Source organism: Zobellia galactanivorans (genome assembly GCF_000973105.1).
GTDB classification, from domain to species: Bacteria; Bacteroidota; Bacteroidia; order Flavobacteriales; family Flavobacteriaceae; genus Zobellia; species Zobellia galactanivorans.
Genome location: NC_015844.1, coordinates 4,194,683 through 4,218,895, shown reverse-complemented (window position 1 = coordinate 4,218,895; position 24,213 = coordinate 4,194,683). Strand labels below are relative to the sequence as shown.

Here is a 24,213-nt window from a genome sequence, read left to right as displayed (position 1 = left end):
ACCTATTAAAAATGATTCTTAAACAAGCTATTTTGACCCTCGTTCTTGTAAACGCCAATCTTTTTGCCCAAGAGCCCCCTAAAACCTATAGTTCCACCGACAAAGAAACACGCCAAGGTCCACCCAAACCACCTATGGGCAAGCGATGGGTGCTAAACCCTGACTTTTCCGACGAGTTCAACGGTACCGAACTCGACACCACCAAATGGCTCGACCACCACCCGACCTGGATCGGCAGGGCCCCAGGTCTTTTTATGTCCTCACAGGTTTCGGTAGGAGACGGGTTTTTAAAGATGGAAGGAAAAAAATTAGAGAAAGACACTATTGTACATGCCTACGGCAAAGACATTACCTTTAACATAGCAGGTGCCGCAGTAGTGTCTAAAAAGGCGACGAAATTCGGGTATTACGAATGTCGCGTCAAAGCCGCGGCCACAACGATGTCTACCACCTTTTGGTTTTCAAGCTCCAATAATTTCAAAGGGCCTAAGGATTGTGACCGCTACGGTTTGGAATGGGACATTCATGAATCTATCGGACGCGAAGGCGATTTCAATGGAAGTTATTTTGCCAGTGGCATGCATTCCAATGCCCATTTTTGGTATACCGATTGCAACGGAAAAAAATATGACCACAGGGCACCTCAAGTAAAGTTCGAAGACGCCAAGCTTACCTCCGAAGACTTTAATGTTTATGGAGGATGGTGGCGCGATGAAAGCACCGCTAGCTATTACTATAACAACAGGCCGCCCAAACACCAAAAATTCTATGACAAGGTAAAGAAGAAACCTTTTGACCAGCCAATGTACATGCGTCTGGTAAACGAAACCTATCCTTTTCCCTGGATCGAACTTCCTAATGCCGAAGAGCTATCTGACCCGAGCAAGAACACAGTCTATTACGATTGGGTCAGGGCCTACCGATTGGTCGATGTAAACGACCCTAATTCCGAAGTAGAAAAAGACCCCACCCTAAAACTGTACCACGAAAACGTAACGTTTCCTAGTGCGACCATCGAACACAAACGATCAAAATCCCTAGAAATCCCCCTTTCGTATCAAGCGAACGAAGACCGTGAAATAGCATTTATACTGTTTGACAACGAAGGCAAAAAAATAAAGGAAGCGATTCTCACGGCCTATGCCGGATATGCCAACCTGGAATACACCTTGCAATTGGATCAAAAATTACCGCTCGGATCCCCTTATAAGCTCTCGGCCCATATACGTCCGTTAAAGGGGAATAAAAAAAATAGCCTTGACGAAAGTACGGTCTATATCCATTTGACCAAATAAGGTCCCTAGGTCGTTCACTTAAATAAAAATGACATGAATAAAAAGATGATAGCCCCCAAGATAACATTGTTATTCACGGTTTTATGCGGTATATCGACCTACGGGCAAAATACGGATGGGAACAAGGACTTTTTTGAGCGCCTAAAGACCCAAGACCTAGCCTCCGACCCCTCGGTGGTTTGGCAGCAATTCGGCCCGGGAATGAGCGGAAACAACAAATGTGCCTTTTGGCATCCGACCGACCCCAACTCCCTTTATATCAGTCCTAATATGGGAAATTCCTACGTTTCTTTCGACCAAGGAAAAACCTACAATACCATGCTCGATGAAGATGCTACGGGTTACAGGGAAGGCCAACGAGGCCCCATGCAGTTGTTCAGTATCGATTTTTCACGTCAAAACCCCGATTTCGGTTTTTGTAGCGATGACAAGAACAAGGGCATCTTTGTTACCCATGACCGCGGGCGATCATGGCAGAACCTGAACCATCCGGTATTCGAGGGCAAATATGTGTCGTGTGTAGCGGTAGACCCGAAAAATGATGCCATTTGGTATGCAGGAGGTGGCGAAATGCGGCATTTGGGAAGAATGCTCTTTCCGAATAGCCAACCCCATGGCTCAAAAGAACATAAGCCCAGCCTCAACAAACTATGGAAAAGTACCGACAAGGGAAAAACCTGGAAACTCATGAACAAGGGGTTTCACCCCGATACCCAATTCGAAACCCTATTGGTTGACCCGAAAGATTCGAACACGATCTATGCCAGCACCAACTACGGTTTTTACAAAAGTACCGATGGGGCAAAACACTGGAAACAGAAGACCAAGGGCTTCGATTATGACGTAATGCGGGCCATGGCGCACCATTACGACCCTGGCACCAACACCCTTACGCTCTACGTTATCTCCAATCCTATGTGGAAACCCGACGGGAAGACATTGACCGATGACAAAGGGGGTATCTTCAAGAGTGTAGACCGTGGGGAAACTTGGCAAAAACTACAAGGCAACCTAAGCCTAGACATGCGTCAATTTCAAAACAACGCCGATATCAAAAAGAGCTATGTACACTGTGCCGCCTATGTTTTTGGTATGAAAGACGGTGAATTCAAAAAGAAATATCCTGAGATGCCCTCGGCCATTACCATTCGTTTCAATACCATTGCGGTAGACCCCAATGATGCCAACAACATTTACCTGAACAACGAATATTCCAATGCCTCGCGAAATAATTTCAAACCTGGGCAAATATGGCGCAGCAAAGATGGGGGGAAGACATGGCATGTTGCCCTGCGAAACGGAAAGGCATGGAAAAAAGGTTCTAAAGACTACGCCTATTGGACCGACAGGGGCAACCCTATGGGAACCAATATTTCCCTCCGTTATTTGAAAGATTGGGTAGACCGTGATTTTTACGAACGTAAAGGTTCCAATTTTGTTCGGTGGAATGCCGACGGAACCGTACTTCATACCCAAATGGCCAAAATATCGCTTATGAGCTACGACAAAGGCGAAACCTGGGTAGATATCGATGACGAGTATACCACTCCCGGTACGGAAAGTTATGTCGGAGCGGGAAACAGCAATCTGCCCGGCCACGGTTTCTACCAACATCCCGAAGTAAGGCACAAGGTATTCTGTATGGCCGGCGAAAACAGTCTATGGATTACCAACAACGAAGGACCTAAGTTACGTCCAGGGGCACAAGCTGCGGAGTCACATAATTTTCTTGACAATGAAACCTCCTTGAGTTGGTACGCCATACATCCTAAAGATACGATGATCCATTACGCTTTGTTCTTTAGACAGGCGGCAAAAGGCAAATTTCTAAAGTCCATTGATAATGGAAAAACGTGGCAAGAGCAGGGCATAGCAATCCCTAAATGGGAAACAAAACCCCACAGTGGTGACCAAAGTGTACACCAAAACCATCTTATCATAGACCCTGACAATCCCGACAACATGTATTTTGTGGTACCCAAGCGTTCTACGGACCTGGAATGGGTCGGGAATTCGGTAACGGGTTTTGGAGTACACAAAACATACGACGGCGGAAAAACATGGCAAGAAGCGAATACAGGCCTGCCCGATTCCCGTGATGCAACAAAAATCGCCTTCGACCCTAAGGACCCCAAGACGCTTTACGTAGCCATACAGAACAAAGGAGGGGGACTCTTTAAATCGATTGACAACGGCAAGTATTGGAGTAAGGTTTCCTCCACCGAAAAAATATCGGGCGACCAAGGCATTAACGACATCCATTTCTCTAGAGACGGAAAAGCCTATATTACCGCAGGTAGCAAAAGGGGAAAACCCAATGCCGGAGGGGTTTGGGTCAGTAACGACGGCCTTCGTACTTGGAAACGGATTTTTGACCACCCTTGGACCAACCGTATTGAAACGGCCTACTACAACCCGAACACCATTTTGGTCTCTACCTTGGGCAATGTCTCCATCGGTACAAAAAATGCAGGCACCTACCTTTCACAAGATGGAGGAAAGTCATGGTCAAAAATAAATAAGGGCAACGGCCAAAGCGATCGCATCAACGATATTGCCATAGACAACTATACCCCGGGCAAGTTTTACGCTTCAACACGAGGTAGTGGATGGTACGTAGCACAGCACCCAAAACCGAACAAGTCCATAACCACCCAGAACTAACCAGAACACCCAAGAAGCATGAAAAACCTTTCCTTTTTACTCTCGACCCTATGCGGTATAACCTACGGCCTACACGCCCAAGCAGAGCTTTTGGTACCCGAACAGGCCAATCAATACGTACGCGTATACAAAGCGGACGGAGACTATTTTTTCGGTCCCGACACCCCAAACCTGAAAGAGGGCAAATGGTACGACGAATGGGTGCCCAACGACCACACCTTTGTAAAGGGCGATGACGGCTTATGGCACATATTCGGCATTACCCACCCCCTCGTGGAAACCAAACCGCTCAACAAGGGGATACATGAAGGTGAATACGCTTCTTTTCACGCCGTGTCACGGGCTACAAATTTCAAGGAAACCCTAAAAGAAAACCATTATAACGACCTTCCCAAGATACTCGCCCCTAGAGACCGACCCGGTGAAATACCTGCAAACCACGCCCCTTATGTCGTTAGAAAAGACGGACGCTTTCAAATGGTATACGGCCATAGCCCTATCCGTTTGGCTGTTTCCGATAATCTCTATGATTGGGAACCAAAAGGAGAACTCTTTTCAGACCCCGATGGCGCACGAGATCCCAATTTACTTTTATATAAAGGCACATATTACCTGACCTACTGTTCCATTAAAAGTGTCCGTATGGTGACTTCCAAAGATTTAATACACTGGAGCGAACCCAAAACCATTCTCAAAACGAATCAATTCGACCCAGAATCTCCCAGTCTATTGTTTCATAACAATTCCTTTTACCTTTTTGTCTGTGCCTGGGAAGGTGGATGGGACGGCAAGGATATTCAAGGCGCCTATACCCACAAAGCCTATGTCTATCAGTCGAATGACCTAACCAATTTTGGGGTTGACCAAGAAAAGGAAATTACCGTGTTAAAGGCACATGCCCCCGAGATTTTTCAGGGTGAAGATGGGCAGTGGTATATATCAAGTGTAGAATGGCCTTACAGAGGGGTGAGTATAGACCGCTTTACCTGGAAGCCACAAAACCATAAACAAAAGTAAACCATGCATTTCAAGCTCCTTTTATCGCTGCTTATCACTATTGGTTTTCAGAGCCTCGTCGCGCAGGAAAACAAGCTCTGGAACACTAAAAAATGTGCCGTAGTGCTTACTTACGACGATGCATTAAACGAGCACCTTGACAACGTAATTCCCGCTTTGGACGAACATGGACTTAGAGCTACGTTTTATTTGATCGGCGAATCGGAAACCCTGAACAAAAGACTTGACGAATGGCGTTCAGCGGCCCAAAACGGCCATGAACTGGGCAACCATAGCTTAACCCATCCTTGCATCAATAAACCTGGTCGAAAAAAACCGCTTTCACCCGAAAAGGACTTGGCCAACTTTACCTTAGACCGGGTAGTCAATGAAATTAAGATTACCAACACCTTACTCCACTCTATTGACGGTAAAACCGAACGCACCTTCGCATATCCCTGCGGTCACATGAAAATAGACTCCGTATTGTTCTTCCCCTACCTTAAAGGTGAATTTATTGCGGCCCGGGGAGTTAAACGAAACATGATGACAGCAGGGCAAATAGACCTTGACGATATCAATTGCTTCGGCATGAAAGGGCACACTGGACAGGAAATGAAACAATTGGTCGACCAAGCTATAGAAAGCAATACTCTTTTGGTCTTTCTCTTCCATGGTGTGGGAGGTGGTAGCCCCCTGAATGTTTCGGTAGAGGCCCATCAAGAATTGATAGCCTATTTGCGCGAAAAACAAGATGAAATATGGATCGCTCCCCTAGTCGAGGTTGCGAAATACATAAAGACCCGTACACCACAAAATAAACCGAAAACCATTGAAAAAAACAAATAGATGAAAAAAACGACTTTATTTCTAGTATTGGGATGTCTTACTATGACACTTCAAGCCCAGACCAAAGACTTTTTTCAACAGATCAAAACGGAGAAAATAGCATCGGATCCTTCCATTGAATGGAAGAATTTCGGTCCGGGAATGTCTGGCTATTGCGAAGAATTCTGGAACCACCCCACCGACGCCAACGTGATGTTTATGGGCCCCGATATGCATGTGAGCTACGGAACATGGGACAACGGAAAATCTTGGCATTCGCTAAAAGACCACGATGGGTTGGGCCACGACATGAAACGGGTCTTAGATATTGAATTCTCCCTGCAAAACCCCGACTACGGTATGGCCATCGATTGGAACGGTTGGGTCTTTGAAACCCTTGATCGGGGCCGAAGCTGGAAAAAGACCACGGAATTGGGCGGAAGCCATAAAGACGTAAACATAGACCCCAACGACCCCAAATCATTTGAAAAGGGTTGGTATTACGAACAAGAGGGAACGCGTTTGAGCGAACTGGCCGTAGACCCTACCGACGACAATATCTGGTATGCAGGGGCAGGCGATTTTTGGAACGTAAAGAGCAACCATAGATCGGCCGCCAACCCCAACGGCATTTTCTTCAAATACGCAGCCTATGGCTGCATCTATAAGTCTACCGATAAAGGCCGAACATGGAAAAAAATAACTAAGGGCCTTCACGAAAAGACCGACGTGGGAAAGATTATTGTAAACCCAAAGAACCATCGATACATTGTTATGGCTACCAACTTCGGGTTGATGCGTAGTACCGATGGCGGACTTTCTTGGAAAAAAGGCGGTAAGGGACTCCCCAACAACCTTCCCCGTGACCTGAGCTCCTACTACGATCCAAAAACCAATGAATTTGTTCTGTACTTGGTAGACCAAACCGTTTATGAAGACAAAGGAAATACGGTAAGCGCAAAAGGAGGCGTATTTAAAAGTACCGATGGTGGCAAAAGCTGGAAAGACATTACCGGTAATCTCTATTTTGATATGACTGCCCTCCACTCCAATGCCGAAGTTGACCGTTTCCATAAAACCATGGGATACTGGTTCGGAACCTCAAAGTCGGAATCGAAGAAAAAGTTCACCGCCCTGCCCACAAAAACACTTCCGGTTTTCAATCGACTGGTGGTCAACCCCTTGAACAAAGACGAAATCTATGTGAGCTACAATCGCAAACACGATTTTACCTTCGGCCCAGGCGATGTATGGCGAAGCTTAGATGGTGGAAAAACTTGGATTACCTGTGCCAGATACGGTCCGTATTGGAAAGGAAACAAGGATCTGGACTATTGGAAAAGCAGGAACAACCCTACCGGAACCAATATCGAGTTTGCCCACCTACAGACCTATATGGACGGTACCGCGGGTTCCTCCGGTAACCGAATGATGTCAATAGCCCCTAATGGCAACCTTTATATCGGTATAGACCAACAAACCCTACGATCAACGGACAAGGGCATGACCTGGCAGCAAATAGACGATTATGAGACCTCACCGGGCAGCAACAAATGGATCGGCCGAGGGGGCAGTAATCTTCCGGGAAGGTTTATGCTTTTAGAAACGGGTATTAAAAACAGAAGATTGCTCTGTAGCGGCGAACACGGATTGTGGCAAACCACAGATCTAGAAGGGTGGCCCGACAAGCAGGCCGTAGCCGTTCAGCAGATTGAAGGACAGGTACATGACCATAGCGGTAATCATGGTGCCCATTCCATATCGACCGTAGCGGTACATCCGCAAGACCCCAATACTATTTTCATTTTGTCTTGGCGCCAAGAACACCGCGGGAAATTACGCAAGACTACCGATGGCGGAAAAACTTGGGCGAATATCGCTACCATTTTTGAAGCCGACAATAATTCATGGCAAGGTCTGGCCCCGCAGAACTCCCTATTGATCGACCCGAACAACCCCGATACCATGTATTTCTGTTCGACCTCTCGCAAAATTTCTGAAATAGGTGGGGGAAAACCTGAAAAACTAACCAAAGGGGGGTATGGTTTCTATCGTTCTTTTGACGGAGGCCATACTTGGGAATTGAGCAATACCGGTTTTCATAAAAATGCAAGTGTTAGGCGTATCATTATGCATCCTGATCAACCGGAAACCCTATACGCGGCCCTGAACGATAAAAACGGGGGGCTCTATATGTCTAGGGACAAAGGGAGTAATTGGGAAAAGATGGCCATTCCATCCATCATAAATTCGGTGAACAATGTATTCATAGATCGCAATACCAAGGATATACTTATTTCTACCGGACAACGTAGCGGCACTTATGAAGAAGGCGGAGTTTGGCGGAGTTCGGACGAGGGTGAAACTTGGCAACAAATATTCAAGGCCCCCTTTGTTTGGCAGGCCGAAACCTCTCCCCTTGACCCGAAACTTATCGTTCTCAGCGCTGCGGGACAACAAGTGAGTATGTCCGGTAAATTCATGAATCCGGGGATCTACCTCAGTACAAATGGCGGTAAAAGCTGGAAAAAAATCAACAAGGGCCTGGGCCAACCCGACAAAATCGTCGACGTTAAACCTGATCCCTATAACAAAGATGTGCTTTGGTGTGCCGGATGGGGAAGCGGTTGGTTTATAAGCTATTTGAACGGCAACACCGGCGGGTGGGCCCAATAACAACCAAAATAAGAACCGAAATGAAGCTATTTAGAACCCTTTTTGCTTTCTGCTATGTATTACTGCTTCCTATCGCGGGCATATCGCAGTCTAAAACCTATACCGACCCAAAACCAAGCACCGGTATACAATGCCAACAGTGGGAGGTCATCGACGTGGTCTTCCCTGTAAACAAAAGACCAAAGGCCCCTTTTGAGGTTGTGGCCACCGCCCAAGTGACAGATGGAAAACAAACACAGCAGATTCCCCTATTTTACAATGGCAAGGGTACATGGGTGCTACGATACTCCAGTGGCGTCATGGGCGATAAATCCTTCCTAATAACTTCCGAACTAAAGGGTTTGAACGGAAAAAAGGGAAAGATTACCGTCGTTAAAAACCAAAAAAGCGACCGCCATGGAGGCATTGTATTGAACAAAGACAACCCACGGCATTTGTTCTATGAAGACGGTTCACATTACTTTAATCTGGCTTTTGAATGCGATTGGCTCTTTGCTCTCGATTACGGAAAAGAAGACATGGCCAAGACCAAGCACCTCTTATCGCTTTTAAACGAATACCGCTTCAATCAGGTCGTGATGAACGTCTATTCATACGACGTTTCTTGGCCAAAAGACAAACGTCTGGCCGAGCATCCCGAACACGAATATGGGGGACGCGAAGATATTTTCCCGTTTTTGGGGTCCAATTCCAATCCGGACTACAGTTCGCTCAACCTTGACTTTTTTAAACATTTTGACAAGGTCATCTCAGAAATGCACGATCAAGAAATCGTTAGTCACCTTATGATCTACGTCTGGAACAAACTCGTATCATGGCCGGAAATGGAATCTGAGGCCGACAATAGGTATTATGACTATATCATAAAACGCTACCAAGCTTTTCCGAATATCATCTGGGACGTTTCTAAGGAAGCCCTGCACAAAACCAGGGCCACTGCCGCCTATATTTCAGAACGTATTGAACGGACTAGAAACCTAGATTCTTATGATAGGTTGGTATCCGTCCATGATTATGGCTTCTGTAGAAACCATGCCGATGAAGTCGATTTTATATCGATGCAAAACTGGCAACATACCCTATACCAGAATATGTTGAATGCCCGAAACGACTTCCCCAACAAACCTATTTTCAATATCGAACACGGGGGATATGAAGAATCGCCTTATGTGGTCTTTCCGGGAGCTTACGTAAATGCCGAAGTGTGTTTGCGAAGAAACTATATGTGTCTGTTCGCAGGCGGATATACCACCTATTATTGGCAAGGCGCTTCATGGAATGCCCTGATCCACAACCCTTTTGAACAACCTGAAGATTTTAAAAAACCCCATTTTGAATATTTCACCCACATGCGAAAACTATTTGATTCCGCACCTTTCGAGAATTTTGAACCCAATGCCAGATACAATGGTAGCGGATACAATTTAACCAATGAAAAGGATGGCATCATTTTAATATATACCCCAAAGGAAAACCATTACACCTCGGCCAAGGTTCAGGTTTCAAAGGAGTTCGACTACGAAAACGCCACCCAACAGTGGTTCAATACCCTTACGGGCGAATTGACTCCCGAAGAAAAGTACAATATGAAGGAGCTTGGTTTTTGGGATTACCGCCCATGGCGGTACGAGGCCGATGCCATTCTTATCATTCGCAACCTAAAACCGAAAACTAAATGAAAACCTTAGCCCCTTCTTTCCCTTTTAAATTATGCCCCTGCCTTGTTTTTTTCGTGACATCGGTAATCGGCTTTGCCCAAAACCCGCCTAAGAAAAACGAAAAATCGGCCGCGCCCTATCAAGCGGATTGGTCGTCTTTGCAAAAGCATACTACGCCCGATTGGCTTTATGGAATGAAATTCGGAATCTATTTTCACTGGGGACCACAGACGGTACAAGTAGCTTCCAAAAATCCCGAAATGACGGTTCTTGAAGCTATCGATGCTTGGAAAGGCGAAAAGTTCGATGCTAAAAAATGGGTCGATTTGATACAAGATGCAGGCGCCCAGTTCGGCGGGCCCGTAGCATGGCACGGTAGCGGGATCGTAAATTGGGATAGCGATATAACGGATTGGAATTCCGTAAACAAAGGACCTAAAGTAGACCTATACGGAAGCCTGGCAAAAGAACTTCGCAAACGCAATATGCCTATAATATCCTCTTTCCATACGGGTGATTTTTGGAGCCGTATGTGGGGCCGATTATCCAAAGACGACCCTACTTACCTCAATCCCCATGAAGATAATTCAAAATACGCTACAGCTAATCAAGGTCGAATAGCGGAAGTTATATTTAAAGCTTGGTTTGACCGTATTTCAGAAGCCATCGATAAATACGAACCGGATATGATCTGGTTCGACACCGGCTTTGGCGGAACCGTAAAGGGCGAATTAAAAAAGTACACAGACCGTGGCCGCCTGTTGCCTGAGGGGGATAATGAACTGATCAGTGTACCGGAAAGCTATCAACAAAAATTGCTCAGTGATTATTTCAACAAGGGGCAAGAACTAGGAAAAGGAGTAGAAGTTTTTTATAAGACCCATGATATCCCTCCGGGAATAGGGATTCGCGATATCGAAGACGGAAACCTATTGGGAATGCAATATGATCCATGGATGGCCGACATCAATATGCAACGCCACTTTGAATGGCGTAACACATGGTTTTACAACCCTGTGAACAAGGTAAAGGATGCCGGTACATTGGTCGACATGTTAATCGATATGACCAGCAAGAATGGCAGAATGCTTTTAAATGTCCCCCCTAAGGCCGATGGAAGTTTTCCTGAGGAAACAAAAAAGGAACTATATGCCATGGGCGATTGCCTAAAGATCAACGGGGAAGCGATTTACAGCACCATGCCGTGGATATTTTTTGGTGAAGGCCCTACGGAAGTAACTAACCCAGGCCATCACGGGCAAGGGAAAAACCACGGGGAATTGATTCCGAAATACACTTCAGAAGATATTCGGTTTACCCAGAAAGGCAAAAACCTGTATGCCATCTGTATGGAATGGCCAGGGGAAGAAATTACCATTAGAACCTTAGGCAGTAAAGGGAAGCTCTATCCCAACGATATCAAAAGCATTTCAATGTTGGGAAGTCGTGAAAGCATCAAATGGGAGCAGAAAGCGGAAGGTCTCCTTGTTCAATTTCCCAAAGAAAAACCATGCGACTTCGCTTATGTACTAAAAATCGAGCGCCATTAAATTTTCCCGCTTAAAATAATAGAACACTAATATAGTACTATAAAAAATGACACCTCTAAATCACCGCCGACAAAAAGAAAATAGCAACCTTGCATTCACTTTTCTGTCAATTGCCTTGCTTCTTTTTTGCCATTTGAGCTTATCGGCACAAAGTGTTCTCCTTGGGGACAACGCTCCCTACCCCAATGTAAACGATGGTGATTTTAATTTAACACAGGCCGGTTCTTGGCGCCTCGGATTGCAATCCCCATTCTGGACCCCCTCTATGGAACCTCAAAAAGAAGGACACTCTATGGGCCTGTTCGCCGGTCGCTATTTTAGCTCTTTTGATTATGCCTATATCGATTCCAAGCCCTTGAGCACCACCCCTGCTTATCAAGACCTAAAAGTGGGCGATGAATTGAACTGGAGCCTTGGGGCCGATCTGGAATACATCAGCAAGGGTTCCCTTTCCTTACACCTCTTCTTTGGTGAACAAGAGCGCATCTTGGCCGAAAAAGTAAAACTCATAGGTTCGGACAAAACCATAGAACATTTTTCAGGGACTTATACCGTAACCCAAAAAGACGTAATGGCGGGACCTCCCCGTGTTCGGGTGGTATTTTATTCCAGTGAAGACGTTAAAGTTTTTCTAGATTATGTCAACCTTAGCGTAAGAGCTCCCGAAAAAGAAGGTCCTACCCTCTCGGGAAAAACAGTAACCGAAGGTATCCGTTTGGATTGGACGGACAAAAAAGCGAATTCAGGCAGCAAGTTCTCGGTATACAGAAGCAAAGGAAAAAGCGAAACGTACAAAAAACTGACTACGACCGCTGATCTTAGCTTTACCGATACAAACCTTATCAACGGTATGGCATATAGCTATGTCGTAACCCGTCTCGACACCTCAGAATCGTCAGGATCCAACAAGGTGCTTCTTAAAAAAATAGACCATGAGGCTCCTGCTCCTCCTACAACACTAAAAATTGAGGCCCTTGAAACTGAAATTAAACTGGAGTGGAACAAAAGTGTCGATGTTGATGTGGCCCATTATTCGGTTTATAGAGGAGGGGCCAACGGAAATCATCTTCGCCAGATCGCCCATGACCTTACAAGCACCGAATATGTTGATTTCACCCCGAAAAAAGGGGACTATAACTCGTATGTGGTCTTTACCCATGATCATTCGGGGAATAAGAGTGAGGCTTCACAACTGGTAAGGGCCAAAGTAAAAGCGATATCCGGCACTTCGTTTAGCGACCTTATCCTACCCATGCCCATCCATAAGCAATTGCGGACCGATCTATGGGGAGCGGAAGGCGTTGTGCCCCGTGACCCTGATAATGGCATAGAAGATCCCGAATGGAGCTATTGGGGCGGCAGACCGGTAAAGGACCAAGATAACAAATACCATATGCTGGTCACCCGATGGCCCGCAAACGCAACCAAAGGCCATTGGGAATGGCCCAATTCAACGGTGGCCCATGTAGTCTCCGAAACACCGACCGGACCGTACAAGGTTAAAGAAGATACGGCCTATGGTTTTCATAATGGACTAGGCCATAATCCCGATATAATTCTATTGAACGACGGCACATATATGCTGTATTCCTTGATAGATTGGGAAGCGACCCTATTCACCTCCAAGACCATGAACGGCCCATGGAAGCGTTTGGGAACCATGACCGTCGATTGGAAAAGTACCAATGAAGACGAAAAACTTTCATATCGGTATTATCGTAACCTTTCTGGAGTTCAGTTAGAAGATGGCCGCTTTCTATTTGTAACCAAGGCCGGGGAAATGATGCGCAGTGCCACAGACGACCTACTCGGGCCCTATACCGTGCTGACCGACCAGGTCCGATACAACCCCATTATTCCCGAAAAATATAGAAACTCCAATTACGAAGACCCGGTTCTTTGGAAGGATGAAGTACAGTATCATATGATGATTAACGCATTCTGGGACTATCGCGCCATTTACCTACGTTCACCTGATGGCATCCATTGGAAGTTCAACCCCGGCACGGCCTATACGCCTGACAATACTTCCTACGAAGACGGTACGCGAACCCATTGGTACAAGTTAGAGCGCCCGCATATATTGCAAGATGAATACGGCAGGGCCACCCATCTTTCCCTTGCCGTAATAGATGTCCCAAAAGCAGATGATTTGGCCAGGGATAAACACAGTTCAAAAAACATCATTGTTCCCCTTACCGTACACAAGCGCATTCAGCTCTTGAACAAACACAAGATAGGCCCATCAACAAAGAAGATAAGGGTCTTGATACATTCAGAAGCGGATTTTGACGCCCAAAACGATATCGACCTTGCCTCTTTACGATTCGGCGCTTCAGAGGAAGTCGATTTTGGAAAGGGCTCAAAAGTTATTAAATCCAAGAAAAAAGGGAAGGATCTCATCGTGGAATTTGACGGCTCTGGAAATGGAATTACGGATATGAATTTTGCAGGAAAACTGCTTGGAAAAACAAAGGAAGGAAAGTTGATTATTGCTTTCTCTAAGCTTGCAGCGGACAAAGGTTAAGCGCTACAAACATTTCAAATAATAGTATAGTCCCCAAAACTTACGATAGAATCACTTAAACAAATCTATGAACCTATAAACCCAAATTAAATGAATCTGTAAAAATCTCAACAATTTATGATCAAGGAACAACGCTTGATCGCTAACAGTAATTAACAAAACTCAAAAACAAATTAGATTATGTATAATTTAAAACGAATTAGGTTTGCTACGGTAGTACTATTATGCCTAGGAAATATATATCATAGCTGGGCCCAGACCGAAACTGCCGATGTCAACGATATAGACCAGATTATTGCATGGGGAAATGATGGTGTAACAAAAAAAATAATCTTTCCCGAAGGAGTGTATAAATTTTCAAAAACCATGACTTTTGTAAATGATGGATTAATCTTAGAGGGAAGCGGCAAAAATAAAACGATTCTTCAACTGACCTCTAAAAAAGGAGCTTTAATCGATGCCAAGGGCAATAATTATAGAATATCCGACCTAACCCTAGATGGAGGAAAAAACCAAAAATCTTGGGGCAATACTATATTTCGCTTCAATAAGAGCAAGGGACATCAATTTAAAAATGTAGAATTCACCAATTCCCTCTGGAATGCCATTACCGCCATTACCGCTTACGCTACCGATGGCTTGGTTTTAAAGAACTGTATTTTTTCGAACATAGAATTTATGCCGGTTCAAATTTTTAATCGCAACACGAACAAACGAGGAGGAGAAGTCGTTTTAAGTGTTGATAAGGTACTGATCGATGGCTGTATCTTTAAGGAAGGCTATAAAACCGCCATTTCATCGGATAATGGAAACGATAGGGAAGACAGTGGCGATGGTACGGGAAGAAGGTATACCGAAAGCACAAGCCTAAACGGCTCGATCATTGAAAATTGTACGTTTGAAAAAAGTAAACAATTTCATATCGCAATGGTACAATCAAAAGATGTGATTATACGAAGGAATACATTTGCGGGTATGACGGATGATGCAGGAGGAGGCTGCCAACCTATCCATATGGAACAGTTTACCCAAAACATCGAAATTTACAACAATACCTTCTCCATGTCCAATACGGTATCTCGACCATATACCTACATCCACATAAATGGTACCGAGGGACATAAAAGGGTAACCCAGTCACGGCCCTCCGATACGTACAAAACATGGACATACAATGTATACGGAAGTAATGAAAGGAGGGCAAATACAAAATGTGCGAAAACAGGGCACATTAACAAAGATTGTAAACGAGATGTACACGCATATGGACCTAGAAACATCTATATTGCCGGAAACACCTTCAATTCTTCTACAAAAATCGCAAAGTACATCACAATCAATGAGGGAGAAAATATACAGATCGGAACCAAAAAGGGTGGTGCAATCAAGTTGAACAATTTCATGGGCGGCGATGCAAACACTAAAAAAATATCCTTTGGCGGAAATGATGAAGGAACGGGAGATGTGCTGATCAAAGCAGGCCAGAATATCGTAAAGACCAATGTTGATATTCTAGATGTCAGTTTTGACAAAGACCCTATTCGGTTGCAAAAGCCGATTGTTATCGAAGAAGAAAACAAGGCTTCTAAAAACGAGGTCGATAAAGAAGAAACACTGTTTTATCCAAACCCGGCAAAAAGCACCATAACCCTTACCACAGAACTTACCGATTACTCCGTCGTAATCCTGACCGTATCAGGACAGGTCCTAAAGGTTCTAAAATCTAACAAAATACCGAATAAGACCATTGACATAAGCGAGTTTGACCCCGGTATATACGTGTTGATAGTCAAAACAAAGGATGGAACTAAAAAATCGCAAAAATTGATTATAGACCGCTCTAATAAAATCTAATCCCAACTTGGTTGACGACATCGAATTACAATGATATTGTAGAAGATGCCTCGACGAACAAAGGTGTGTAAAACAAATGCCCCAAGATACAAGGTAAAATATCTTGGGGCTATTACACATTTTTTTGAAGGTTTTGAAAAAGGACTATTTAAAACCTACTAAGAAGGGATAATACAAAAAATACTAAGGACCAAAACACTGTTTCAAAAAATAGAACACTATGAATCGATTTACATTAATACGAAAAATATGTTTTCTAGTTTTCCTTGCGGGACTTAGCAGTTCCCTGAAAGCCCAAGACCACCCTAATATTGTAATCGTAATGGCCGATGATATCGGTCTTGGCGATATTGGTTTTTACCACAAAGAAAGAACGGGCAAAGACCCTTTGGTTCCCACACCTAATATAGATGAACTCATAGCAAATGGCATGCGATTTTCCGATGCCCACTCCCCTGCTTCTTTATGTGCTCCTACCCGATATTCAATGATGACCGGTAATTACCCGTATAGAAATACAAATAGCCCTTGGGGCGTATGGTCCCCGTTGACCAACGACGGCATTGGCGATAATGCCACGACCCTATCCCGTATCGCTAAAAAGGCGGGCTATAATACCGCATTCTTCGGAAAATGGGGATTGGGCGGCGTTTGGAACGGTGCCCCCGACGATTACTCAAAGACCGAAGGAGGCGCGCAGCGTTTCGGTTTCGATTACTCTATAGAATTGCCCCAAGGCATACAGAACAAACCCTATATCTATTATGAAAATGGGGAATGGATGAAACTACAAGCCGATTCCAAATTGGTACACATTCCTTTTGAACAGACCGAATATGAAGAAGATAATAGAAAACGCAATCGCGACGGCATCGGTGATTCCCACTGGAACCCTTCCTTAGCCGGACCCATATTGGCCAACAAGGCCGTAGACTATATTAAGAACCAAAAACAAAAACCCTTCTTCATCTATTACTGCAGTCAGGCGGTACACGTTCCGCACACCCCTGCCGAAACCTTAGACGGCGTAAAAATCAAAGGGAGCACTTTGGGCAATCACGGTGATATGATCGCCGAACTCGATGCTCAGGTCGGCATGATGATAAAGGCCCTAAAAAAAACCGGCACATACAAAAACACCCTTTTTGTATTTACTTCCGATAATGGCGGTCTCAATCACGACAGGGCCTTGACCCAAGCAGGTCACGATTCGAGCAATGGCCTAGCGGGTAAAAAAGCTTCGATCTACGAAGGTGGGCATCGCGTTCCCTTTGTAGCCGTATGGCCCGGAAAAATTGCTAAAAACTCAGTATCCGATGTTGCCATTGTGGGCCACGACATGGTCGCTACCCTCTCAGAAATCGTCAACCTACCTTTAGACGATAAGGTCTTGGACTCCGCCAACCTCTTGCCGATTTTTACACAAAATTCCGATCAGCCCGTCCATAAATACCTCATGCACATGTCGCAAGCCGCTAACGGTCCCTTTTACGCCATACGTGATGGCCACTACAAATTGATCCTGCGTGGCAAAAACAAAAAAAACTTCAAGGACCTAAAGCCTATAGAGTTATACCATTTAAAGGATAACATACAGGAGCAAAAAGAAATGAACCTTATAGACCGCCCCGAACAGGCCAAGCGTGTGGCCCGAATGCACAAGAAATACCTTGAATTGAGAAACAACGATACAAGCACGCTTTTTTAAAAACATGTAAACACATACCAAAACCATATACCAAGAAAAAAGAATGATCATGAAAAAAAGCATTTTTAAATTGCTAGCCATTTTGCTATGGCTCCCCTCATTTTTATCGGCCCAAGAAAAGAAGTACGAACCTGCCTGGAATTCATTGCAAAACCATCACACCCCTGAATGGTTGGTCAATGCCAAGTTCGGAATCTATTGCCACTGGGGCATTCAGACCATCAGTTATGAAAAAGGAAAAGAAAACTGGTCGAACGAAGAATTGCTCAAACAATTTAAAGGCGAAAATTTCAATGCGGACGAGTGGGCCAAGCTATTCGAAACCGCCGGAGCCAAATTCGGTGGGGTAATCGGCTGGCACGGCAGCGACTTAAAACATTGGGACAGCGATATATCAGATTACAACACGGCTAAAGTTGGACCTAAAATAGATATCGTAGGCGAAGTTTTTAAGGCCGTCCGTAAGCGAAATATGAAAACCTTGGTTTCCTATCATTCCATTGCAGGTGGTGAATGGGTTGATTTTGCCAAGGAAGGAGTAGACAAATACGATCCGGATATTTTTTGGGTCGATGCCAGTTTTGGCGGTACCAAAGGCGCCCACAACAAAAAAGTGACCCGTAAAAGCAAGTTTATCGGTGAAGGAACCTTAGCATCGCCCGTATTTGAAGACAAATACCAAAGGGAGTTTATATCCTACTTTTACAACAAGGCTATTGAGCGCAACAAACAAGTGGAATTTGTATATAAATCCAATGACATTCCTCCTTCCGTCGGTATGCGCGATTTGGAAAACGGTATTCTGACCGAAACGGCCTATGACGTCTGGATGACCGATATGGATATGAACGTACCTCCCGATTTTCCCACCCACGGTTGGTTTTATAGGGAGCAAATTCCTTTACGTTCTACCAATGAATTGATAGATATGTTGATGGATGTTATCAGTAAAAATGGAATCCTTTTGTTAAATATCCCACCTAAAGCAGATGGTACCTTTCCCAAGGAAGTTGTCGATAACCTAACCCGAATGGGTGATTGGTTGAACAAAAACGGAGAAGCCGTCTATAACACCGCCCCTTGGTTTATCTACGGTGAAGGACCTACCGATATTGACGAGGGCAATTACACCTATCACCATAACAACCATTTTGCCCAGATTCAATACACCAAAGAAGACATCCGGTTTACCGTAAAAGGCAATAACCTCTACGCCACTTCCTTGGGCAAGCCCGATGGTGACCTAGTCATAAAATCCCTAAATTCCAATTTTAAACTCCGCAAAGGCGATATTCAAAAAATCGTTCATTTAGGTACCGGTAAAGCTGTTCAATTTGACCACAATGAAAACGGACTTCATTTAAAATTAAAGGGCATGGTGCTTGATGAATCGGCCAATGTTTTCAAAATATTACTTAAATAGCTTTGTTCATGAAAATCATTCGCGCCACTATATTAGCACTGCTCTGTTGTTTGGAAGTCGCCTCCCAAACACCTGAAACGACATCAAATCGTTATGGGAAATTACTGCAAGATTTTGTCGATATGCGTTTTGGCATGTTCCTATGTTACAATATCATGTCTTACGGAGCCAGTTGGGGCGAAGCCAACTACGACATTTCTACTTTCAACCCAAAGAACCTGAATACGGCCCAATGGGCCGATGCTGCCGTTTCCGCTCAAATGAAATTTGGCCTACTGACCACAAAACACCACGAGGGTTTCTGTTTATGGGATAGTAAGGTAACCGATTACGATGTTGCTTCTACTCCGTATAAAAAGGATATCGTAAAACAATATGTGGAGTCTTTCAGGAAAAAAGGATTGAAAGTAGGGCTCTATTATTCCATTTGGGACAGTACACATGGTATCGATAAAGATAAAATCGGGCCTAAGGAACTCGATTTTATAAAAACCCAGATAACCGAACTGCTGACCAACTATGGTAAAATAGATTATTTTGTTGTAGATGGCTGGTTTTGGCGCATGGGCCATCATGAAGTACCCTTCTCTGAAATCCGTGAATTGATCAGAAAGCTACAGCCCGATTGTTTATTGACGGACCATACCCATTTACAAGCCCCTTACCAATTGGACATTCCTTATTTTGAAGGTCCCTTCGGTGCTTTTCCCAAGGAAGACAACCAAATGGCCTCGGCCTTGGGACATTGCAGCTTTAAAGGAAACGGATGGTTCTGGAGCCCTGAAACCCCGAACGGTATGTTCAAAAAAGAAAGTACCGAAAAGCTGGTTTCAAAATTGAAGACCCTTGAAAGCAGGTATTGTAATTTTATGCTCAATTGCATGCCCAATAGAGATGGTCTTTTAGACCCGGCATTCATTTCACTTTTGAGCGACATTGGTAAAAAATGGTCTCCCAATGAATCCAGAATAGACCTACCCCTAAAAAAGCGTCTTATTTACTCGGCTCCTATTGTAAGAGCAACCGCATCAAGTGGCGAGGCTTCCTATCTAATTGATGCTACCCAATACAAAACCGATTTTAAACATTGGGTTTCCGATGCTTCCTCGATTCAGACCCTAACTTTTGATTTGGGGCGTCCTAAAAATATAGACATCATTACCTTGGTCCCTAACCACAAAAGCAAGCCAGCTCCGGAAACGGCCCTCTCCGAGGGAAATATTTTGGAATGTAAGACCTACATTAGCAATGACAATGAAAAATTCAAACGGGTATCTACAGATTCATGGCCTGCGAATACAACATATAGAAGCATTGATTTTGATGTCTCCAATGCCCGATATGTCAAAATTGAAATTTTAAAATGGAAGGGTAAAAATGCCATTATAGCCGAAGTAGAGATCGGAAGTTCCACCCGTCCAATGAATTAAAAAATTACGAATAAACCTTAATGAACATGAAAAATAAATTTTCCTTTCTTTTGCTTTTACTAACCATTTATGGCTTTGCCCAAGAAAAAAACAAGCAGCCCGAAGGGTTTCCGTTCATCCTTCCCAAAGAAAAACCCAATCGGCCATTGAGTGCGGCCATGCAACGCAACTACGACAACTATATGGCCCCGAGGCCCGAAAACAACGAACTGTATACGCAATTCAAGTATACCGAATTAAAGGGCTTTGATTACAACGGCCATGATGGTACCATTTCGCGAAGAGACCCCTCAAAAGTCATCTACGAAAACGGCAAATATTACGTGTGGTATACCTATCGCAACACCCCGACCCCTCCGCAAGGCGCAAAAAACAGCAATGATACCATTCCCTCGGCAGATTGGGACTTGGCTGAAATTTGGTATGCTACCAGTAAGGATGGTTTTACTTGGGAAGAACAGGGCGTGGCCGTGCCCAGACCTCCCAAACCGAACGTAGGCTGGCGCTCGGTTACCACTACCGACATTTTAAAATGGAAAGGAAAATTCTACCTGTATTATCAAGGCTTTATGGAAGCCAGTGGAACAAGGGGCGATGATTGTCCCGTTGCCGTTTCCTATGCCGATTCCCCTGACGGCCCCTGGACGCCCCATACCGAGGTGGTCATTCCCAACGGGAAAAAAGGGGAATGGGACCAATATTCCATTCACGATCCTTACCCCATTGTCTATAAAGACAAAATTTACCTGTACTACAAGTCCGATTTTGACGGCGACCCCAATTTGGTGCGTATGCAAGGTTTGGCCATAGCCGATAATCCCTTGGGGCCTTTTAAAAAGAGTCCCTTGAACCCGGTAATCAACTCGGGCCATGAGACTACTTTGTTTCCCTTCAAAGAAGGTATGGCCGCCTTGGTCATACGTGACGGCACCGAACACAATACCGTGCAATACGCCGAAGACGGGGTCAATTTTAACATTGCCTCCATAGTCGAGTTTATGCCCAATGCCGCCGGGCCATACGTAGCCGACGCCTTCACCAACACCAAATACGGACGGGGCATTTCTTGGGGCATATCGCATTTTACCAATGCCACGACCTGGGACCAAAACCATGCCGTATTGGCCCGCTTTGACTGCGATCTAAGCCTAGATGTAGACGACCCACATATGAAGCGCTTGGGTACTTATTTCAAGCCCGAATTCTACTACCAAATGGGACTTTCAAAAAAACAACGCGAACGCATCGAAAAACAACCTAAATAATCTAACCTTTATAAAAATTAAATACACTCATAAACAACAAATATGTATCAAACCATCTACCACCTTAAAAGAAGTCTCCTAAAAAGAGGTAATTTATTTTTACTGCTACCCGCCATCATGATGACGCTTAGCAACTGTAAAAAAGAAAAGCCGGTCTATACAGACCTTATTTACACCAAACCCGAATTGGTAAAAGATCCCCCTTCGACTTTTATGTCTCCCGAAGAAAGCATGAAGAACATGTACCTTCCCGAAGGCTACCATATGGAACTCGTAGCCAGTGAACCCATGATCAACGAACCGGTTACTATTGCTTGGGGCCCCGATGGCAAACTCTATGTGGCCGAAATGTTGACCTATATGCAAGATATAGACGGTACCGATGAAAACGAGCCATGGAGCCGGGTCTCGGTTTTAGAAGACCTCGATGGCGATGGAAAAATGGACAAAAGTACCGTATTCGTAGATAGCTTGATCCTGCCTCGAATACTGCTTCCGCTCGATGACCGTGTCATTATCGGGGAAACCTACAATCGTAGCCTATACACCTACCGTGATACCGATGGCGATAACGTGGCCGATGAAAAAAAACTCATCCTTAAAAATGACAAACGCGACAACGCCAACTTAGAACATCAGTCCGCCACCATGATATGGGGCTTAGACAATTATCTTTATCTATCCAACGGTTCCCTACGATACCGTTTTGCCAAAGGTGAAATGGAAATCGACACCCTCATGGATGCCCCCTCCGGACAATGGGGTATGACACAGGATGAAATCGGCCAAATCTATTATTCCAGCGCAGGAGGCGAGACTCCCGCCTTGGGCTATCAACAACACCCCTATTACGGCAATTTGGAAATGGAAGGAAAATGGGAAGAAGGTTTTGAAAAAGTATGGCCCATTATCGGAACACCTGACGTTCAGGGTGGTTTTGGCCGCTTGCGCGAAGATGGTACATTGAACCATTTTACGGCTAGCTGCGGACAGTCGATTTTCTTGGGCGACAAACTCCCCATGTACGGCGACCTCTTCATTCCTGAACCTGTCGGACGCTTGATCCGCAGGGCCAAAGTCAATATCGTAAACGGTAAAAAAGTATTGTCAAACCCTTATGGTGAAACCGAATTCCTGGCATCTACCGACACCAACTTTAGACCTGTGGATACCCAGACCGGCCCTGATGGCTGCCTGTATGTGGTAGATATGTACCGAGGTATCATACAAGAAGGCAACTGGGTCAGAAAAGGTAGCTTTCTACGTCCCGTGGTAGAACGAAAAGGCTTTGACAAGAACATAGGAAAAGGACGGATCTACAGAGTGGTCCACGACCAAATCGCCCCTTCAAAACAAGAAGACCTATTACACAAATCCAGTGATGCACTATTAGACTATTTACACCATCCGAACGGCTGGTACCGGCTAACCGCCCAAAAGCTATTGGTACTCAAACAAGACAAGGCTATCGTTTCCGATTTAAAGGATATAGTTACCGGAGGCGAACCCTTTATCGGTTCTATGTTCGGGAATGCCGACTATGCCTTGGGCAGGCTCCACGCCATCTGGACATTAGAGGGCCTCGATGCCATTGACAAAGCCCTTGTATTGACCGCGCTACAAGATAAGGACGCCCGCGTACGCATGGCGGCCTTACGCGTAGGAGAGCCCTTGTTGGCTGCTGGAGATTCAAGCGTTCTTGAGGCTGTAAAAGCCCTGAAAAATGACAACGAACCCGAGGTGTTACAGCAAGTGGTACTCTCCCTAAGGTCGGCCAAGGACAAGGCGGGCAAAGAAACCATTTCCGAAATTATGGCCAACCACCCAAGCAATGAGGTTATAGCGGTTATCGGTAAGGAAAGCCTAAAAGAGATTCCCCGGGAAATCGAACAGATCAAAAGGCAATACGTTCTAGAGAGTAGCAATACCCGAAATAGAATTGTTAACGGATATACCCATTTCAAAAACCTATGTGCCTCTTGTCATGGCAAAAACGGCGAAGGAATTGAAGGTATGGCCCCTTCATTGATCGGCTCCCCTAGGGTAACCGCAAAAAAATGGGATATCCCGGTAAAAATTCTTCTAAACGGACTAACAGGTCCTATTGACGGCAAGGAGTACTCAGGGGTTATGGTCGGCATGAAACAACAAGACGATGACTACATCGCCAGTGTATTGACCTATATCAGAATGCACTTAAACGATTCGAAGGGTATTGGCGCATGGCAGGTTAGAAACGTTCGGAACAGTCAAAAAGATCGTGAAGACTATTGGACGATCGAAGAACTGGAAAAAGAGAAGTAAGATCTTTTAATTCAAAACACTTAGATCGTTATAGT

At 44.8% G+C, this 24,213-nt stretch carries 14 protein-coding genes; all 14 read left to right on the top strand.

The window, feature by feature from the left end; translation table 11 throughout:
• Positions 1 to 11 precede the first annotated feature (11 nt).
• The 14 genes from ZOBGAL_RS22850 (at position 12) to ZOBGAL_RS16975 (ending at position 24,178) form a co-directional block, all read left to right on the top strand.
• Positions 12 to 1,295 carry a LamG domain-containing protein gene (locus tag ZOBGAL_RS22850; protein WP_013994956.1) on the top strand — a complete coding sequence of 428 codons (1,284 nt, stop codon included), beginning with the start codon at positions 12 to 14 and terminating at the stop codon, positions 1,293 to 1,295.
• A gap of 33 nt (positions 1,296 to 1,328) precedes the next feature.
• On the top strand, positions 1,329 to 3,959 hold the full coding sequence (locus tag ZOBGAL_RS17035) for a VPS10 domain-containing protein (RefSeq protein WP_013994955.1): 2,631 nt from the start codon (positions 1,329 to 1,331) through the stop codon (positions 3,957 to 3,959).
• A gap of 18 nt (positions 3,960 to 3,977) precedes the next feature.
• The gene (locus ZOBGAL_RS17030) at positions 3,978 to 4,976 is read left to right on the top strand and encodes a family 43 glycosylhydrolase (RefSeq protein WP_013994954.1); all 999 of its coding nucleotides are present in this window, start codon (positions 3,978 to 3,980) and stop codon (positions 4,974 to 4,976) included.
• Between the two features lie 3 nt (positions 4,977 to 4,979).
• Positions 4,980 to 5,804 carry a polysaccharide deacetylase family protein gene (locus ZOBGAL_RS17025; protein ID WP_013994953.1) on the top strand — a complete coding sequence of 275 codons (825 nt, stop codon included), beginning with the start codon at positions 4,980 to 4,982 and terminating at the stop codon, positions 5,802 to 5,804.
• Positions 5,805 to 8,459, top strand: coding sequence for a WD40/YVTN/BNR-like repeat-containing protein (locus ZOBGAL_RS17020; protein ID WP_013994952.1), 2,655 nt, complete (start codon positions 5,805 to 5,807; stop codon positions 8,457 to 8,459).
• A 20-nt stretch (positions 8,460 to 8,479) separates the two neighbouring features.
• Positions 8,480 to 10,138: an apiosidase-like domain-containing protein gene (locus ZOBGAL_RS17015; RefSeq protein ID WP_013994951.1), complete on the top strand. Its 1,659-nt coding sequence runs from the start codon at positions 8,480 to 8,482 to the stop codon at positions 10,136 to 10,138.
• The gene (locus ZOBGAL_RS17010; RefSeq protein ID WP_013994950.1) at positions 10,135 to 11,667 is read left to right on the top strand and encodes an alpha-L-fucosidase; all 1,533 of its coding nucleotides are present in this window, start codon (positions 10,135 to 10,137) and stop codon (positions 11,665 to 11,667) included. Before ZOBGAL_RS17015 ends, ZOBGAL_RS17010 begins: the two co-directional genes overlap by 4 nt.
• A gap of 46 nt (positions 11,668 to 11,713) precedes the next feature.
• Positions 11,714 to 14,194: a hypothetical protein gene (locus ZOBGAL_RS17005; protein WP_013994949.1), complete on the top strand. Its 2,481-nt coding sequence runs from the start codon at positions 11,714 to 11,716 to the stop codon at positions 14,192 to 14,194.
• 180 nt (positions 14,195 to 14,374) lie between these two features.
• Positions 14,375 to 16,048, top strand: coding sequence for a T9SS type A sorting domain-containing protein (locus ZOBGAL_RS17000; protein ID WP_013994948.1), 1,674 nt, complete (start codon positions 14,375 to 14,377; stop codon positions 16,046 to 16,048).
• A 220-nt stretch (positions 16,049 to 16,268) separates the two neighbouring features.
• Positions 16,269 to 17,756: a sulfatase family protein gene (locus ZOBGAL_RS16995; RefSeq protein WP_013994946.1), complete on the top strand. Its 1,488-nt coding sequence runs from the start codon at positions 16,269 to 16,271 to the stop codon at positions 17,754 to 17,756.
• Positions 17,757 to 17,805: 49 nt separating this feature from the next.
• Positions 17,806 to 19,179 (top strand): alpha-L-fucosidase, encoded by a 1,374-nt coding sequence (locus ZOBGAL_RS16990; RefSeq protein WP_158499745.1) that lies wholly within the window; start codon positions 17,806 to 17,808, stop codon positions 19,177 to 19,179.
• Between the two features lie 8 nt (positions 19,180 to 19,187).
• Entirely contained in the window at positions 19,188 to 20,609 is a 1,422-nt protein-coding gene (locus tag ZOBGAL_RS16985) for an alpha-L-fucosidase (RefSeq protein WP_013994944.1), read from the top strand.
• 26 nt (positions 20,610 to 20,635) lie between these two features.
• On the top strand, positions 20,636 to 21,874 hold the full coding sequence (locus ZOBGAL_RS16980; protein WP_148560729.1) for a glycoside hydrolase family 117 protein: 1,239 nt from the start codon (positions 20,636 to 20,638) through the stop codon (positions 21,872 to 21,874).
• 42 nt (positions 21,875 to 21,916) lie between these two features.
• Complete coding sequence (locus ZOBGAL_RS16975; protein WP_013994942.1) at positions 21,917 to 24,178, top strand: DUF7133 domain-containing protein; 2,262 nt, start codon at positions 21,917 to 21,919, stop codon at positions 24,176 to 24,178.
• Positions 24,179 to 24,213: the final 35 nt, after the last annotated feature.